The sequence below is a fragment of the Moraxella sp. FZLJ2109 genome, from assembly GCF_024296965.1.
Lineage (GTDB): Bacteria > Pseudomonadota > Gammaproteobacteria > Pseudomonadales > Moraxellaceae > Moraxella.
Map to the genome: position 1 here is coordinate 1,167,098 of NZ_CP101112.1, position 15,995 is coordinate 1,183,092.

Consider the following 15,995-nt stretch of genomic DNA (forward strand, 5'->3'; position numbering starts at 1 on the left):
TTAACCCAAGGAATCCACAGATGAGTCGCGAAATTTTGACCGTGGTTGAAACCGTCAGTAACGAAAAAGGGCTAAATCCTGAAGACATCTTTGAAGCGATTGAACAAGCGTTGGTCGTTTCTACCAAGAAAAAAGTCTATACCGAGCAGCCAGAAGTGGCGATTCGTGTGCATATCGACCGCAAAACAGGCGATTATGACACTTTCCGTTTTTGGACTGTGGTGGCGGACGAAGACCACGAGATGCCTGCGTGTCAGCTTGCCATCAGCGATCTTGACGAAAATGAATACAAAATCGGCGACATCGTCGAAGAGCAAATCGAGTCGATCGAGTTCGGTCGTATCGCTGCTACCCAAGCCAAGCAAGTCATCATCCAAAAGATTCGCGAAGCTGAGCGTGCGCTTGTCGCTGATGCCTTTGAATCGCACCTGGGCGAGCTTGTCACTGGCGAAGTGAAAAAACAAAGCCGCGATGCTTATATCATTGATCTGGGCGAAGGTGGTGAAGGTTATCTTGCCAAAGACCAAACGCTACCACGCGAAAGCCTGCGCCCAAAAAGCCGCGTCACAGCGATCTTGGCACAAGTTAATCGCGATGGCCGTAGCCCACAGTTGGTGCTGTCTCGCACCAATAAAGAGATGCTGATCGCATTGATGCAAAAAGAAGTCCCAGAGATCAGCGAACAAATCATCGAGATTCGTGATGTGGCTCGCTTGCCAGGTTTGCGTGCCAAGATTTCGGTCAAGACCAATGACCATCGCATCGATCCTGTGGGCGCGTGTATCGGTATGCGTGGCACGCGTATCCAAGCGGTACAACAAGAGCTGGACGGTGAGCGCATCGATGTCATCGTATGGAACGAAGACCCTGCGCAGTACATCATCAGCGCGCTTGAGCCTGCTGATGTCAGCGGTCTTGTACTTGATGAAGATACCAAGACTGCCGATGTGATTTTTGCGACCAATGATCAGTTGGCGCGTGCGATCGGTTCTCAAGGTCAAAATGTCCGCCTAGCGTCAGAATTGACAGGCTATAAGCTGAACATGATCCTAGAATCTGAATACAACGAGCGCCAAGAGTCAGAAAATCAAGCGGTCATCGAGATGTTCTATGAGCGTCTGGAAGTGGATCGTGACTTAGCAGAAGTGCTGGCTGAAGTTGGCTTTAGCGATATCGAAACAGTAGCTTATGCACCTGTCGAAGAATTTTATGAAATCGATGGTTTGGATGATGAGACCATCGCTGCGATCCAAGCTCGTGCCAAAGAAGTCATCATTTCGGATGAATTGGCAAAACAACAAAACATCAAAGAGCCAAGCGCTGAGCTGCTTGCCCTAGATGACATGACCCCTGCAATCGCCTACAAGCTGGCTGAGCGCGACATCATCACGTTGGATGATTTGGCTGAGCAAGCGGTGTTTGACATCGAAGATATCGAAGGCTTGGATGCTGATAGCGCAGGCAAGCTGATCATGCAGGCTCGCCAATCGTGGTTTGCCTAACCATGCGTGCCACAGGCGTTGGTGCATGATGATGAATACTGTCATGATCATGCACGCATTGAACTAATTTTGCCAAGCCGAAAAAGCGGTTTGGCAGCAAATTTAATAGTGGATACTCTTGATAAGCATCGATGATACATATTGGCGATGCTTATCAATCCACTTGCCAAACCAATAATTTTAGGTGATATAATGGCGAAAACAGTCAAAGAACTAGCCCAACTTTCTAATACCAATGTTGAGACCATTCTCAAGCAATTAAGCGATGCAGGTCTGCCAGCGCGTGGCGAAGATGACAGCGTCAGCGATGTTGAACAAGAAAAACTGGTGGCATTTTTAAAACAAAGCCACGGCGAAAAACCAAAATCTCGCATCAGTCTAAAATCAAAAACCACTTCTACCGCTCAAGTGACAGGTACATCAGGCAAAGCCAAGACAGTCAATGTCGTGCGTACCAAAAAAGTCGTGTACGAAAAACCAGACCCTGCCAAAATCGAAGCTGAAATCGCTGCCCAAGCACGCGCCGCTGAAGAAGCGCGCCTAAAAGCTGCTGAAGAAAAACAAGCCGCTGAGCGTAGCAAAAAAGAAGCGGCTGAGCGTCAAGCAGCAACCTTGGCAGCGATGCGAGCCAGCAGTGCACCAAGCGAAAAATCTGACAGCTCAAGCAGTGTCGTGGTCAAAAAAGCCAAAAAAGACGACGCAGCAGAAGTAAAAGCAGACAATAAAGCTGACAAGAAAAAACCAGCCAAGCCTGTCAAACAAGAGTCTGCCGAAGATAAAGCGGCTCGTGAAGCTCGTGAAGCCGAAGAAGAACGCTTGCGTCAGATGGAAGCCGAAACCCGCCGTAAGGCTGCTGAAGAAGCCCAAAAACGCACACTTGAGCAGATGAAACAAATGGCATCTCGTTATAGTGATAGTGATGATGCGACAAGCAGCACCATCGTGCGTACCAAAGATGATGCACCGCTCGCAGATGGCTTGGTGGGTGCAGCGCTTGAAGAGTCGTTCGAAAAAGAACGCCGTGAAATCAAGCGTGGTACAGCAGGTACTACAGGCAAAGGCGCCAAAAAAGGCCGCAAAGGCCAGCAAGAAGAGCGTGAAATCAAAACGCGTTCAAAGGGCTTGAAGTCATCACAAGCCAACAAGCATAAGTTTGAAATGCCTGTCGAAAAAATCGTCCACAATGTTGAAGTGGGTGAAAGTATCGTCCTGTCTGATTTGGCTCAAAAAATGGCGGTCAAAGTGCGTGAAGTCATCAAAGCCTTGATGAAGATGGGTGAGATGGTGCGTGAATCTGATACCATCGATCAGATGACAGCGGCATTGGTGATCGAAGAATTTGGCCATAACTTTATCCCAGTCAGCGACACACAGCTTGAAGATGATCTGCAAGTAGCAGTCGATGAAAAATCGGGCAATATCCAAACTCGCCCACCGGTTGTGACCATCATGGGCCATGTTGACCACGGTAAAACCTCACTACTGGATAAGATTCGTGCGACCAAGGTGGCATCTGGCGAAGCGGGTGGCATCACTCAGCACATCGGTGCATACCATGTGACGACAGATCGTGGCGTGATTACTTTCCTTGACACCCCAGGCCATGCTGCCTTTACAGCAATGCGTTCTCGTGGTGCGCAGGCGACCGATATCGTTGTCCTAGTGGTTGCAGCCGATGACGGCATGATGCCACAAACTGAAGAAGCAATTGACCACGCCCGTGCAGCAGGTACGCCGCTGATTGTCGCTATTAACAAAATGGATAAAGACACTGCCGATCCTGATCGCGTCATCAATGAGCTGTCTGTCAAAGAAGTCATCCCTGAAGAGTGGGGCGGTGATACCCCGATGGTCAAAGTCTCTGCCAAATCAGGCATGGGCATTGATGAACTACTTGAAGTCATCAGCATCCAAGCAGAATTGATGGAGCTAGAAGCACCTGTCGATGGCGCTGCCCAAGGTGTGGTGATTGAGTCTCGCTTGGATAAAGGCCGTGGTGCAGTCGCAAGTCTATTGGTCAAAAAAGGTACATTGAACCAAGGCGATTTGGTCTTGGCGGGTGAATACTATGGCAAAGTGCGTGCGATGACTGATGAGAACGGTCAGCGTATCAAATCAGCTGGCCCATCGATTCCTGTTGAGATTCTAGGCTTGCCTGAAGCACCAGCAGCAGGTAGCGAATTCTTGGTTGTCTCAGATGAGAAAAAAGCCCGTGAAGTGGCTGATTTCCGTGCCGCTCGTGAGCGTGATCGCATCCTTGAGCGTCAAAACAAGATGCGCCTAGACACTCTATTTGACAGCATGGGTAGTGCAGAAGTTGCCACCTTGAACATCATCTTGAAGACCGATGTGCGTGGCTCGCTAGAAGCATTGCTTGGTGCGCTTGATGAGCTATCAACTGATGAAGTCAAAGTGCGTGTCATCAGCTCTGGTGTCGGCGCGATTACCGAATCTGATGTCATCTTGGCAGAATCCTCAGAAGCGGTACTGCTAGGCTTTAACGTCCGTGCTGACAACCAAGGCAAGAAAAAAGCCGATGCAGCAGGCTTGGATATCCGTTACTATAGCGTCATCTATGGTCTGATCGATGATGTCAAGGCAGCGATGAGCGGTATGCTTGCCCCTGAACATCGTGAGAAAATCTTGGGTATCGCTGAAGTGCGTGAAGTCTTCCGCTCAAGCAAATTCGGTGCGGCAGCAGGCTGTATGGTGCAAGAAGGTACCATCCATCGCAACAAGCCAATCCGTGTCTTGCGTGATGATAAAGTCATCTTCACAGGTCAGCTGCAGTCACTGCGTCGCTATAAAGACGATGTCAATGAAGTCAAAGCTGGCATGGAATGTGGTCTTGCCGTCAAGGGTTATGAAGTTGCTGTGGGTGATAAGATTGAAGTCTTTGAAATCCACGAAATCAAACGCGAACTATAATCGCCATACCCTTGCCAAAACCCTGTCGCATGATGGGGTTTTGTCGCCATAGATAGGTGAAATTTGTTATACTACCCAGCATAAAAGACGACCTTTATCCAAGTTGTCTTTGATGGATAAGTTAAAATTTATTATTTATTGGAAAAAATTCAATGAGCCAACGCTTACAACGACTTGCTGATCAAATTCAGCGAACGCTTGCCACCTTGATTCGTGATGAGATTAACGATCCACGCTTGACGGGATTTGTGACCATTTCAAGCGTCAAGGTCAGCCCTGATTTGGGCTATGCTGATGTGTATGTGACCATCCTTGAGCCGCATAATGACACAGGCATGAACATTGATAGCCACCGTGAGAGTGTCGCCATCTTGAACCGTGCGTCAGGATTTTTGCGTACCGAATTATCGCACACGATGAAAACTCGTACCACGCCACGCCTAAGATTTCATTATGATGAAGTGACGGCGCACGGCAATCACATGATGGATTTGGTCAATCAGGCGATGAAAAAGACGCATGAGAGCGAACAGCATTATGATGATGAGACGGCAGAGTGAGTGATGAGTGCTAAGACCGTCATTTCAGGGATTTTATTATTGGATAAGTCCCAAGGCATCAGCTCGCATTCGGCATTGGCAAAGGCGAAGTTTTTGTTCAAATCAGACAGCCAAGATTCCAAAAAAGCAGGGCATACGGGCACGCTTGATCCGATGGCGACTGGGCTTTTGCCGTTGGTATTTGGCGAAGCGACTAAATTTGCCCAGTACGGACTGGATGCTGATAAAGGCTACACGGCGACCATTCGCCTAGGCGTAGCGACCGATTCGGGTGATGCTGATGGACAGGTGATTGATCATCAGGCTGTGCCAAGCTTTGATCAAGCGATGCTCGATGCCATCGCTGATACTATGACGGGCGCACAAAGTCAAATCCCACCGATGTATTCGGCGCTCAAAAAAGACGGCAAAAAGCTCTACGAATATGCCCGAGACGGCATCGAGATTGTGCGTGCGCCACGAGCCATCACCATTCACCATTTGAGCCTAACCAAGCTCGGTGATGATGCCATCTCGCTTGATGTCGTCTGCTCAAAAGGTACTTATGTGCGTGTACTTGGCGAAGACATTGCCAAACGACTTGGCACGGTGGGGCATCTGACACGGCTGCATCGCACGATGACGGGCGGTTTTGGTGTGGATGATGCCATCACGATCGATGCGCTAGACGCTTTGCCGATGGCTGAGCGGCTTGGCAGGCTGCTGCCGATCGATGCGATGCTAATGCATTTGCCGATTTTGGCGGTAAATGATGATGAGGCAGCGCGCCTTAAGCTTGGGCAGCGGCTGAATGTCAAAGACCGCGTGAATACCTTGCCAAGCTTTACAGAGACTTGCCTAGTCAGACTGTATGCCGATGGCGAATTTTTGGGCTTGGGTGAAGTGGCAAATACAGGGCGATTACAGCCGAAAAAATTGGTGGCGTAGGGCTTGTTTGTTAAGCAGTTTTGGAGAATTGCACAAAGTTTAGACAGCTGTTTGGCGATTGTCTAAATTTTCGGCAAATGTTACAAAATTTTTCAACAAAAGCCCTGTTTCATCATCAAGTCAGCTTGTCATCTAGGCAGATTGTGCGTACAATGCACCCAACCAATCACAAAAAATACGGTGAATTTATGAAAAAATTAGCACTTTTGGCAGTGGCGATTTTCACTACCAGCGCTGCACAGGCATCTATTTATGACATCGAACAAAGCACCAATCAATGGTATTGGCAAGCGGACATCGGCTACTCGGATCTAAATTTCGACTTCGGTGATGCCGAGCGTGATGAAGATGGTGTCGGTGGTCGCATCAGCGTCGGTAAAGATAAAGGCAGCTACCGCTATGCCTATGATTACAGCTATTTTGGCAATGCTGAAGACAACTACCACTGGCGCAGCGGCACCACTTATGTGCGCGACGAATATGATACTTATGCACATTCGATCGGCGCAAGCGCGTTTTATGATTTCAAAAATACTAGTCGCGTCACGCCATATGTTGGCGCGCGCGTGGGTGTGAACTTCTTGAGCCAAGATTTGCGCCGCTGTGTGTCATCGGTAGGTTTGGGTTCGGTCTGTGGCTATAGCGACGACACCAATACTGACACGCGTGTCGGCGTCGGCGGTATCGTGGGCGTCAGCTACCAAGCAACCCCTGCGGTGGCGGTCAATGTCAGCGGCGAATATAACTATTTGGGTAAAGTTGGCGATACCAAAGTCACCCAAACAGGTGCTAATGTCGGCGTGCGTATGAATTTTTAATGCATTATTAGGCTTAAGAACCCATCACTCGTTGATGGGTTTTTTTCATAGCCTTGAAAAATTTTGTAACATGATTGCTAAATTGTGTCAAAATTCTTGACAAGTATTGCAGGGGGGGTAGAATGAATTTACCCACAATGACAGGGTGTTTATTAAGGAATTGTTATGAAAAAGATCGTACTTGCTACAGCCATCGCTGCATTATCAACCGCTGCATCTGCTCAATACTATGTTCAAGGTGATGTTGGCTATTCAAAACTTGAAGCGAAAGCCGACGGTGTTAAAACCAAAGACAATGCTACCTCTTATGGTATTGCCGTTGGTACAGATACTGGTAATGTTCGCTATCAAGCCGATTATACCAATTTTGGCAAAATTGAAGAAAAAGGTTCGGAAGGTACTGCTGGCGTGGTTGGCTACGATGAGTGGGAAGCAACCTTAAAGGCTCAATCTTTGGGTCTGTCTGCGATCTATGACTTCCAGACAGTATCAGGTTTCACACCTTATGCAGGTGTTCGTGTTGGTATTAATCAGCTAAAACTTGATGACAATTACTCAACATATACCATTATGCCAGATGGCACTTATACTACCCTATCTGGCAATGAGTCATTCAAGAAAACTCAAGTTGGTGCGGGTGTGTTAGCTGGCGTTCAATATGCCATCAATCCACAATTGGCCGTTGATGCAGGTGTTGAATATAACTATCTTGGTAAAGTTGAAGACATCAAACTTAACCAGTACGGCGCTAAAGTCGGTCTGCGTTATAATTTCTAATCTGATCATTTAGGCGGTATAGCCATCCCAAGCCCATCACTCGTTGATGGGTTTTTTGTCAAAAATCACAAAATCAGCTGACATCAGCTTAAAAATCTGTTATAATCAGCGTTTAAGTGCCAATTGGCTTAGGCAAGCTTTAGCAATGCAATGCTTGCCCGAATATCACTGCATTGCTTATTGGGAAATTGTTATGCTAACAAATCAAGATCGTATCGACATCATCGCTAAATACAAGCGCGCTGAAAATGACACTGGTAGCCCAGAAGTGCAAGTAGCACTATTGACTGCTCGTATCAACGACCTACAAGACCACTTCAAAACTCACAAAGCTGACCATCACAGCCGCCGTGGTCTAATCCGTATGGTTAACCAACGTCGTAAGCTACTTGACTACCTAAAAGGTAAAGACCTTAATCGTTATACCGACCTAATCGGTTCACTAGGTCTGCGTCGTTAATTCGCTCTTGTGGCGACAGGTAAGTCCTGTTTACGATAATAAAAAACGGCGTGCTTTTTGCGTGCCGTTTTTTCGTTAATTTTAAGCAAAATTTGGCAGGTATTTAGAACTCTAAGGCATGGCACAAGTTGGATTTCCAATCGGTGTAATGGCTTAGGGCTTTAGATATTGCCAAAGTTCATTTATTAGGAAAAGTTTATGTTTAATACCATTCGTCAAGAATTTCAATATGGCAACCAACAAGTTGTCCTAGAAACTGGCCGTATCGCACGCCAAGCAAACTCAGTGCTTGTGCATATGGGTGGTGTGTCTGTACTGGTTGCTGTGGTTGTGCGTCCAGAAGCTGTTGCTGGTCAAAATTTCTTCCCATTGACCGTCAATTATCAAGAAAAAATGTACGCATCAGGCAAAATCCCAGGTGGCTATGGCAAGCGTGAAGGCCGTGCCAGCGAGTTTGAGACGCTGACATCTCGTTTGATCGACCGTCCAATCCGCCCACTATTCCCAGAAGGCTACTACAACGAAATCCAAATCACTGCTACCACCATCTCATCGGACAAGACACAAGATGCAGATATCGCAGCGATGATTGGTGCATCAGCAGCATTGGCAATCTCACCTGCACCATTTAATGGCCCAATCGGTGCCGCTCGTGTCGGCTTTATCAATGGTGAATATGTCCTAAACCCAAATCTGGCTCAGATGAAGCAAAGCGATCTTGATCTGGTTGTTGCTGGTACCAAATCGGCCGTTTTGATGGTTGAATCTGAAGCGCGTGAACTGTCAGAAGATCAAATGCTGGGTGCGGTACTGTATGGCCATGCACAACAACAAATCGTGATTGATAACATCAATGCCTTTGCTGCAGCTGTCGGCAATGCCAAGCAAGAATTTGTTGCTCCTGCAATTAACGAAGAATTAAATAATGCCCTAAAAGTAGGCTTTACTGACAAAGTGAGCGAAGCTTATACCATCACCGTCAAGCAAGATCGCTATGCTCGCCTAGATGAAATCAAAAACGAAGCCATCGAAGCATTGGCAGGTGATGCTGAGAGCGAAGGCTATGCTGAGCGTGTTGATGACATCAAAGCATTGTTCGAAGAGCTAAAATACCGCACCGTGCGTGACAACATCCTATCAGGCAAGCCGCGTATTGATGGTCGTGACCTTGAGACTGTGCGCGCATTGGATATCCAAGTGGGCGTGTTGCCTTATACGCACGGCTCAGCACTGTTTACTCGTGGTGAGACACAGGCTTTGGTCGTGACCACGCTAGGTACCAGCCGTGATGTGAACTTGGTAGATACTTTGGCAGGCACTAAGCAAGACCACTTCATGCTACACTACAACTTCCCACATTTCTCAGTAGGTGAGACAGGTCGTGAAGGCGCACCAAAACGCCGTGAGATCGGTCACGGTCGCCTAGCTCGCCGTGGTGTCCAAGCCATGCTACCAGCCGCTGATCGCTTCCCTTATACTATCCGTGTGGTATCAGAAATCACCGAATCAAACGGTTCATCATCGATGGCATCAGTTTGTGGTGCATCGCTATCATTGATGGATGCAGGCGTACCACTAAAAGCCCCTGTGGCAGGTATCGCGATGGGTCTGGTCAAAGAAGGCGATCGTTTCGCGGTTCTATCTGACATCCTAGGTGACGAAGACCACTTGGGTGATATGGACTTTAAAGTAGCAGGTACAACCGAAGGCATCACCGCGCTACAGATGGACATCAAAATCGAAGGTATCACCGCCGACATCATGGAGCAAGCGCTGAAACAAGCTCATGCTGGCCGTATCCACATCTTGGCTGCGATGAATGAAGTTATCTCAACAAGCCGCACCGAGATCAATGCCTATGCGCCAAACTACGCAACCATGAACATTAACCCAGAAAAAATCCGCGATGTCATCGGTAAAGGCGGCGCGACCATCCGTCAGCTGACCGAAGACACTGGCGCAACCATCGACATCGAAGACAACGGCACAATCCGCATCTTTGGTATGGATAAAGCATCGACGCGTGCAGCAATGACACAAATCGAAGCGATCACCGCTGAAGTGGAAGTGGGCACTGTCTATGAAGGTACAGTGGCGCGTATCGTTGATTTTGGTGCGTTCGTGACCATCCTACCAGGTACTGATGGTCTGGTACACATCAGCCAAATCTCAGATGAGCGCGTCGAGAATGTCAGTGACTACCTAAAAGAAGGTCAAGTGGTCAAAGTCCAAGTCCAAGACATCGATAACCGTGGCCGCATCAAGCTGACCATGAAAGGCATTGAGCAATAATTGATTTATTGATCAATCAAAAAACCGCTTTATCGTCGGTGAACCAACCCAATTCTTAGACACTAAGATTAGCGGTTAAGGTTTAATAAAGGACTAAGTTCTGTATTGTACAGGACTCAGTCCTTTTAATTTTACTTTTATTCTATCATGATTGTAGTAGTGAATACACTCATCAATCACTTGTCCAAGTTCATCGGTTGATGTAAATCTTCTACTTTTTTGCCACTAAAGAAGATTTCTTCTTTAATGTCCCAAAGAAACTCTCTATCACAGCATTATCCAAGCAATTGCCGCATCAGCGTACCGGTACAATCTGATTGCAACTAAGTCCATTGTGATAATGATCAATGACTTCAAGTTTAAAGTCCATTGTGTATTTGGTCATAAAAACACCCCAAAGGTTGCCTAACTTTTGGGGTGCGGTTCACGTTAACTTGTGGCTTTTTGGTGCATATCCTGCGTGCATCCTTACGGTGTTTCCATACGAACAGCTGATCATCCTTGCTTGATACATCCTGTATCAGTTTCCATTGCTGTTATGCGTATTATGCCAAAATGACAGTGTCGTAAAAAGTGGCAAAAATCGGCAATCTGTGTACGAAATTTCTTACAAAGCATCCATCAAACCACTTTAAACTACCAAAAACCCCACTTTCTCCATCACAAAATCCAAAAACACACGCATCACCGAAGACGGATAACGATGTTTCAAATACAGCAAATGCACAGGATAAGTCCGCATTGGGTAATCGTGCAACACTTCCACCAAGCCATATTCATTAATCAAACGATTGGCAATCGTTTCAGGTAAATGCCCCACGCCACGCCCTTGTTGAATTAAATAAGCGATGGCATACACATCGTTGGACGCAAACACATAAGGCAATTTCAACACCTTATTTTCTAATGAAATTATCAACTCTTTTTGCTCCGCTTTGGCAAAACCCACACAAGGAAAACGCGCCAAATCATCAGGCGTTGTCGGTGTGCCGTATTGTGCCAATAAATGCGGATGTGCCACGCATTTGACTTTTGCCGTCAGCACCAAACGCGCCACCGCATGATCGGTATGCAAATCACCTGCCCGAAACGCAAAATCAATATTATCTTCCACCAAATCCAAAACTCGGTCGGTTACTTGGCAATAAATGCTCACTTTGGGATATTTCGTGCCAAATTCATCTAGCCATGCCCAAACTTCTTCCAATCCTGTAAAGGTGGAAATGCGTAATGTTCCGCTAATTTCTTGGTGTTCAGAGAATGCTTTTTCTACTTGCAATAAATTATCAATGTTTTGATACACTTGCTCATAAAGCTTTTGCCCTGCCATGGTCGGCTTAACGCCTGATTTTTTGCGGTCAAATAGTTGAATATTGAGTGATTTTTCCAATTCTGTGATTTGACGGCTAATGGTGGCAATCGGTACATTCAGCCGTTCGGACGCTTTGGAGAGACTGCCGTCTTGGACGACAGAAACAAATAGGGATAGAGCGTTTAGGTTCATTGTTCTTCTCCAATAGAGCGAATAACCCATTTAAAAATTAACCACCAAGCATACACACTATAATAAGCATTGCTAGTTTCGTCATCCAATAAGCTATGAGCGACCATATTTCTTAAATTGGCACTTAACGAACTAGTAAATACTGCTTGTAACTCAAACCATAAATCATCTCCTAAAATTTCTTTTGCTTCTGACTTTTCTAGCAATGCTGATAGTCCTATTTCATGCTCTATAGCTTCTGCACCAGTAGTTGTTGTTATACCATTCTTTTTCAATAACTGTCTGACTATATTTTCAACCTGTGGAGCAAGCAAGTGAATACAAGTAGCAAAATCCCATTCAAATCCATAATATAATGCTGCTGCAACTAAATTCTCTCTTTTTTCAGGAACAATAGATGAATAACGACATAACTCTATTAGAAAATCTTTACTAATAATAAATTCTTCTTGTATTTGTTTTAATGCAGGTAAAATACAACCAGATACAGCAATATTCATTCTGATAGCACCAAAATTCTTAATTGCTGTTTTAAAAATTACTTCTTCTTGATTCCTGCCATCAAAACTTAAACTTTCTATTTTATCAATCGCTCTACCGTCTTGTGATATGGCTGTAAAAGGTGCTATATGAGTTAAAACAGATTGACTTATTTGAGTTTTTGTTTCGTTTAAAATAGTCTGACAACCATTATGAGTAAAAACTCCTGAAAAATATAAAAGTGCTTCACATAAAGAATTTTTATTTTTAACATGATTGATGCTTTGATTTTGCAATGGAGAAATGTCCTTTGTTATTTTTATTGCTTCCATTTCATCAATAATATTATTCCCTGACAGAGTAATTTTTTCTTTAATTTTATCTAAATATCTTTCTATATTATATTTTGTACGATAAGAATTTGGAATTTCAAGATAAGTCTTTAAAGCAAGTTTATAGAAATGGTTAGATACCATATGACTATTTTCAGATTTGAAATCACCATGCTGTTCTATCGCATTTGCCAATAAAAAAATGCATTCTATTTTTTTAGGGGCTGTACTAGATAAACCCCTAAACCCCACACCATTTTCTTAACAATCTTAATTGATTGGATGGTGTGCCATAGTTAAATCTAAACTCGCATTCTTTGATAAATAAATGAAAATGCTTTTTGTCAATACCGTTATATTTTCTTAGAATGCGTTTGGATTGCGACCAAAAGTTTTCAATGCCGTTAATATGATTATGATTGTTTGCAAATTCTTTGGAATGATTAATTCTAAAGTGTTTAAAATCACTCACATCTAAAGCATTATAACTTCGATAGCTATCTGTATAAACCACGCTATCAGGTTTGATTTTACTGGCAATAATAGGCATTAATGTCTTAGCTTTGGTATCTTTAACACAGGCAGTATAAACCTTACCATTGCGTTTTAAAAGACCAAATACGGCAACTTTGCCAGCAGCAGCACGCCCACGCTTGCCTTTACGAATGCCACCGAAATAGCTTTCATCCAATTCTACTTCACCGTCAAATAATTCACAAGCTTCAAGGTTTAAGCGATATTCAATCACCAAGCGAATTTTATGATAAAACAAAGCAGCTGAATTATGATGTATCTCTAACAAATCAGCAGCTGATCTTGCGGTGACTTCAAGCACAAAAAATTCAAGCAGTTTAACTTGAACTTTTTTACTTAATTTACAACGGGTTATCTTCATAAAACTAGTATAGCATTGTTGCTAATCTAGTACAGCCCCTTTTTTTATCTTCATCATTTGCCTTATCAAATAATTTTTTTGCGATACTTAAATAATCTCCCACTTTCTTAAAATCATCTGACTTTGCACTAAATTTTTTGCTCTCTGATAACATTTTTTCTGCTAAATTTTCAAAAATATCTTTACTTAACTCTGTTTTTAAAAAAATTTCTGCTATCTGAAATTTATGAAATTCCCAATCACTTGTTGGATTATCAATTTCTTGTAATAAAATATTCTTTATTCTATACAAATAATCTTGTTGATTTATAGATTTAGCTAAAGAAGTAGCTCTATGCCAAAAATGGTAAGTGTCAATAGAAAATTTATTAAAATCTGTCAATATATAATTTTCTATTGCTGTACGAACATGTACTATATCTTTAGGTTTGTTATAAGACCATAAAATATCCGCAATTCTTGCTTTCAAAATTGGTTGGTCGACACAGTTAAGAATTTCAATTAAACAATTGAAATCACTTTTAGTTAAATCACTAGGAATAAAGGAACGCTGATATGGATTATTAAATAGCATATACGGCTTAAAAATATCTTTGCTATTTAGGTCTAATACACAAGAGCAAACTTTCCCTATTAGCTCTAATGCTTGCTTAACTTTTAAATCATTTTCATTATTTGCTAATTGCTGAAAAATGTGAGCTAAATACTGCATGCTAATAGCATCGCCATCATTTTCTTCGGTGTATTTCGAGAACGCTTCATCGCATTTTTGAGATAATTCTTCTTTCAAAATAACTTGAGACATTGATTTCTCCTTGAGTAATCGAATTATATAGTTATTATAGTCATTTTTTCCATAAATGAAAAACCAACTTCCCAGAATTCGCTATTCATTTATCAAATTCAATAATCTAAAATACGCTTATTTCATTTAATCCCAGAGAAAATCCATGAAAAACATTTTTAAAATCAGCCTAATGGCATTAACATTGACTTCACTTGGCGTGGCTTGTACGCCAATCAACCACACCATTTCATCTCATACTCAAACTACACCAACAGCCAGCCTTGACACCGTCAAGGACGTTTCGCAATTAAGCTATATTGCAGGCATTCAAAGCCCCGAAGATTTGGTGCAAATTCCTAATACCAAATGGATTATCGCCAGCGGCATGGCTCCCAAAAGCGGTTTGCATTTAATTGATAGCCAAAGCAAAAAAGCCCAAAGGCTGATTGCCCCAAAAGCCAGCCAGCCGTCCCATTTATACCCTGATAGCGCACCGCAACCACACGCTGATGAAATGCAAATTCATGGGATTAGCATTCGTGAAATTGGGCAGGGTAAATACCATTTGTATGCCGTCAATCACAATGGCGTTGATAAGAATATCACACGCGAAACCATTGAAATTTTTGAAGTGAATACCAATCATGCCACGCCAACTTTGACTTGGTTGGGCAATGTGCGTATGCCGAACGATTATGCAGGAAATGCGGTGGTTGCAGGGGCTGACGGTTCAATTTATGCTACGGTGATGATGCACCCTAAGCATTCGCTAGATGATATGTTTGCAGGCAAAGTTACGGGAGCGGTTTATCGCTGGACGCCCACCACTCGCCAATTTGAAAAATTACAAGGCTCTGAATTTAATGGCAATAATGGCATTGAATTATCAAAAGACGGCAAATTCATCTATGTGGCGCATATGCAAAGTTTAAGCAAAATCACGAACACCAATCCAGCCAAAGTAGTGGCAACCGCTAGGCTTGATTATGGCGTATTTGACAATTTGCATTGGGCAGGCGACAAGCTGATTACGGCAGGGTCTATGGCTTTGATGTGTCAAAATGGCTTAAGCTTTGATTGCTTAAAAGATTATCACATCACCACCATTAACCCCGATAATTTGGCAACCAATCCTGTGATGAAAGGTAAATATACGGCTGATTTTAGTGGCATTTCTACCGTATTGCCTGTGAATAACACTTATTATTTAGGCTCATTTTATAAAGATAAAATGGCGTATTTTGAAGTGAAATAATGGGATTTAGACACCGTTTGGAGAAATTCAGGCGGTGTTTTTTATTGGCAAAATATTTTCAGGCTGGCTGAAACATTATCCTCTATCTTTAATACTTTTAATGATTTGACAATTTTCAATTTTTTTATTTTGACAACCAATAATTTGTTCCAAAAATGATTTAACTTCTTGTAATTGCTTAATTTGTTCGTTGATATGCGATAAATGTTTTTGGGTTAATTCATCAACATCATCACATTGATGATTGGGAGTTGTTTGGAATGTCAATAAGACCTGAATGTCTTTTAAAGAAAAACCGATATCGCGACAAGTTTTAATAAAGCGTAATTGTTCTAGCTGATTTTCATCAAAAACTCGGTAGCCATTAGCTTGAAAAGTTGGCTTGATTAAGCCTTGTTTTTCATAATAACGAATGGTTTCCAAATGCACGCCTGTTTGTTCGCTGGCTTGTTTAATTTGAAAAATTTTTGACATTGTA

The 15,995-nt window shown here is 43.4% G+C and carries 14 protein-coding genes and 1 pseudogene; 9 read left to right on the forward strand and 6 right to left on the reverse strand.

Translation table 11 applies throughout. The annotated features are described in order from the left end of the window. Nucleotides 1–20 precede the first annotated feature (20 nt). The 8 genes from nusA (at nucleotide 21) to pnp (ending at nucleotide 10,264) form a co-directional block, all read left to right on the forward strand. Complete coding sequence (nusA, locus tag NKU06_RS05295) at nucleotides 21–1,502, forward strand: transcription termination factor NusA (protein ID WP_254729274.1); 1,482 nt, start codon at nucleotides 21–23, stop codon at nucleotides 1,500–1,502. A gap of 189 nt (nucleotides 1,503–1,691) precedes the next feature. After that, a complete protein-coding gene (infB, locus tag NKU06_RS05300) occupies nucleotides 1,692–4,430 on the forward strand; it encodes a translation initiation factor IF-2 (protein ID WP_254732161.1) in 2,739 nt (912 codons plus the stop codon). A 152-nt stretch (nucleotides 4,431–4,582) separates the two neighbouring features. Continuing rightward, nucleotides 4,583–4,990 carry a ribosome-binding factor A gene (locus NKU06_RS05305; RefSeq protein ID WP_078317276.1) on the forward strand — a complete coding sequence of 136 codons (408 nt, stop codon included), beginning with the start codon at nucleotides 4,583–4,585 and terminating at the stop codon, nucleotides 4,988–4,990. A 3-nt stretch (nucleotides 4,991–4,993) separates the two neighbouring features. Next, the gene (truB, locus tag NKU06_RS05310) at nucleotides 4,994–5,917 is read left to right on the forward strand and encodes a tRNA pseudouridine(55) synthase TruB (protein ID WP_254729276.1); all 924 of its coding nucleotides are present in this window, start codon (nucleotides 4,994–4,996) and stop codon (nucleotides 5,915–5,917) included. A gap of 188 nt (nucleotides 5,918–6,105) precedes the next feature. Further along, nucleotides 6,106–6,735 (forward strand): opacity family porin, encoded by a 630-nt coding sequence (locus tag NKU06_RS05315; protein ID WP_254729278.1) that lies wholly within the window; start codon nucleotides 6,106–6,108, stop codon nucleotides 6,733–6,735. Nucleotides 6,736–6,900: 165 nt separating this feature from the next. Then, nucleotides 6,901–7,512, forward strand: a complete 612-nt coding sequence (locus NKU06_RS05320) for an opacity family porin (RefSeq protein WP_254729280.1) — start codon at nucleotides 6,901–6,903, stop codon at nucleotides 7,510–7,512. Nucleotides 7,513–7,705: 193 nt separating this feature from the next. Continuing rightward, a complete protein-coding gene (gene rpsO, locus NKU06_RS05325) occupies nucleotides 7,706–7,972 on the forward strand; it encodes a 30S ribosomal protein S15 (protein WP_078317272.1) in 267 nt (88 codons plus the stop codon). Between the two features lie 198 nt (nucleotides 7,973–8,170). Next, nucleotides 8,171–10,264, forward strand: a complete 2,094-nt coding sequence (gene pnp, locus NKU06_RS05330; RefSeq protein ID WP_254729282.1) for a polyribonucleotide nucleotidyltransferase — start codon at nucleotides 8,171–8,173, stop codon at nucleotides 10,262–10,264. A 93-nt stretch (nucleotides 10,265–10,357) separates the two neighbouring features. On the opposite strand, the pseudogene NKU06_RS11705 reads toward pnp, so the two are convergent. From NKU06_RS11705 to NKU06_RS05355, 5 genes and pseudogenes are all read right to left on the reverse strand, one after another. Then, nucleotides 10,358–10,432: pseudogene (locus NKU06_RS11705) on the reverse strand (IS3 family transposase); the annotation flags it as partial. Between the two features lie 463 nt (nucleotides 10,433–10,895). Continuing rightward, entirely contained in the window at nucleotides 10,896–11,768 is an 873-nt protein-coding gene (locus NKU06_RS05340; RefSeq protein WP_254729284.1) for a LysR family transcriptional regulator, read from the reverse strand. Continuing rightward, nucleotides 11,765–12,832 carry a DUF4209 domain-containing protein gene (locus tag NKU06_RS05345; RefSeq protein ID WP_254729286.1) on the reverse strand — a complete coding sequence of 356 codons (1,068 nt, stop codon included), beginning with the start codon at nucleotides 12,830–12,832 and terminating at the stop codon, nucleotides 11,765–11,767. Before NKU06_RS05345 ends, NKU06_RS05340 begins: the two co-directional genes overlap by 4 nt. After that, nucleotides 12,822–13,475: an IS1595 family transposase gene (locus tag NKU06_RS05350; RefSeq protein WP_253223938.1), complete on the reverse strand. Its 654-nt coding sequence runs from the start codon at nucleotides 13,473–13,475 to the stop codon at nucleotides 12,822–12,824. Before NKU06_RS05350 ends, NKU06_RS05345 begins: the two co-directional genes overlap by 11 nt. 4 nt (nucleotides 13,476–13,479) lie before the next feature. Continuing rightward, entirely contained in the window at nucleotides 13,480–14,280 is an 801-nt protein-coding gene (locus tag NKU06_RS05355; protein WP_254729287.1) for a hypothetical protein, read from the reverse strand. Nucleotides 14,281–14,425: 145 nt separating this feature from the next. On the opposite strand from NKU06_RS05355, the gene NKU06_RS05360 reads away from it, so the two are divergent. Then, nucleotides 14,426–15,517 carry an SMP-30/gluconolactonase/LRE family protein gene (locus NKU06_RS05360; protein ID WP_254729288.1) on the forward strand — a complete coding sequence of 364 codons (1,092 nt, stop codon included), beginning with the start codon at nucleotides 14,426–14,428 and terminating at the stop codon, nucleotides 15,515–15,517. A 75-nt stretch (nucleotides 15,518–15,592) separates the two neighbouring features. Here NKU06_RS05360 and NKU06_RS05365 read toward each other — a convergent pair whose 3' ends face one another. Beyond that, nucleotides 15,593–15,991, reverse strand: a complete 399-nt coding sequence (locus NKU06_RS05365) for a MerR family transcriptional regulator (RefSeq protein ID WP_254729289.1) — start codon at nucleotides 15,989–15,991, stop codon at nucleotides 15,593–15,595. Between the last annotated feature and the right edge of the window lie 4 nt (nucleotides 15,992–15,995).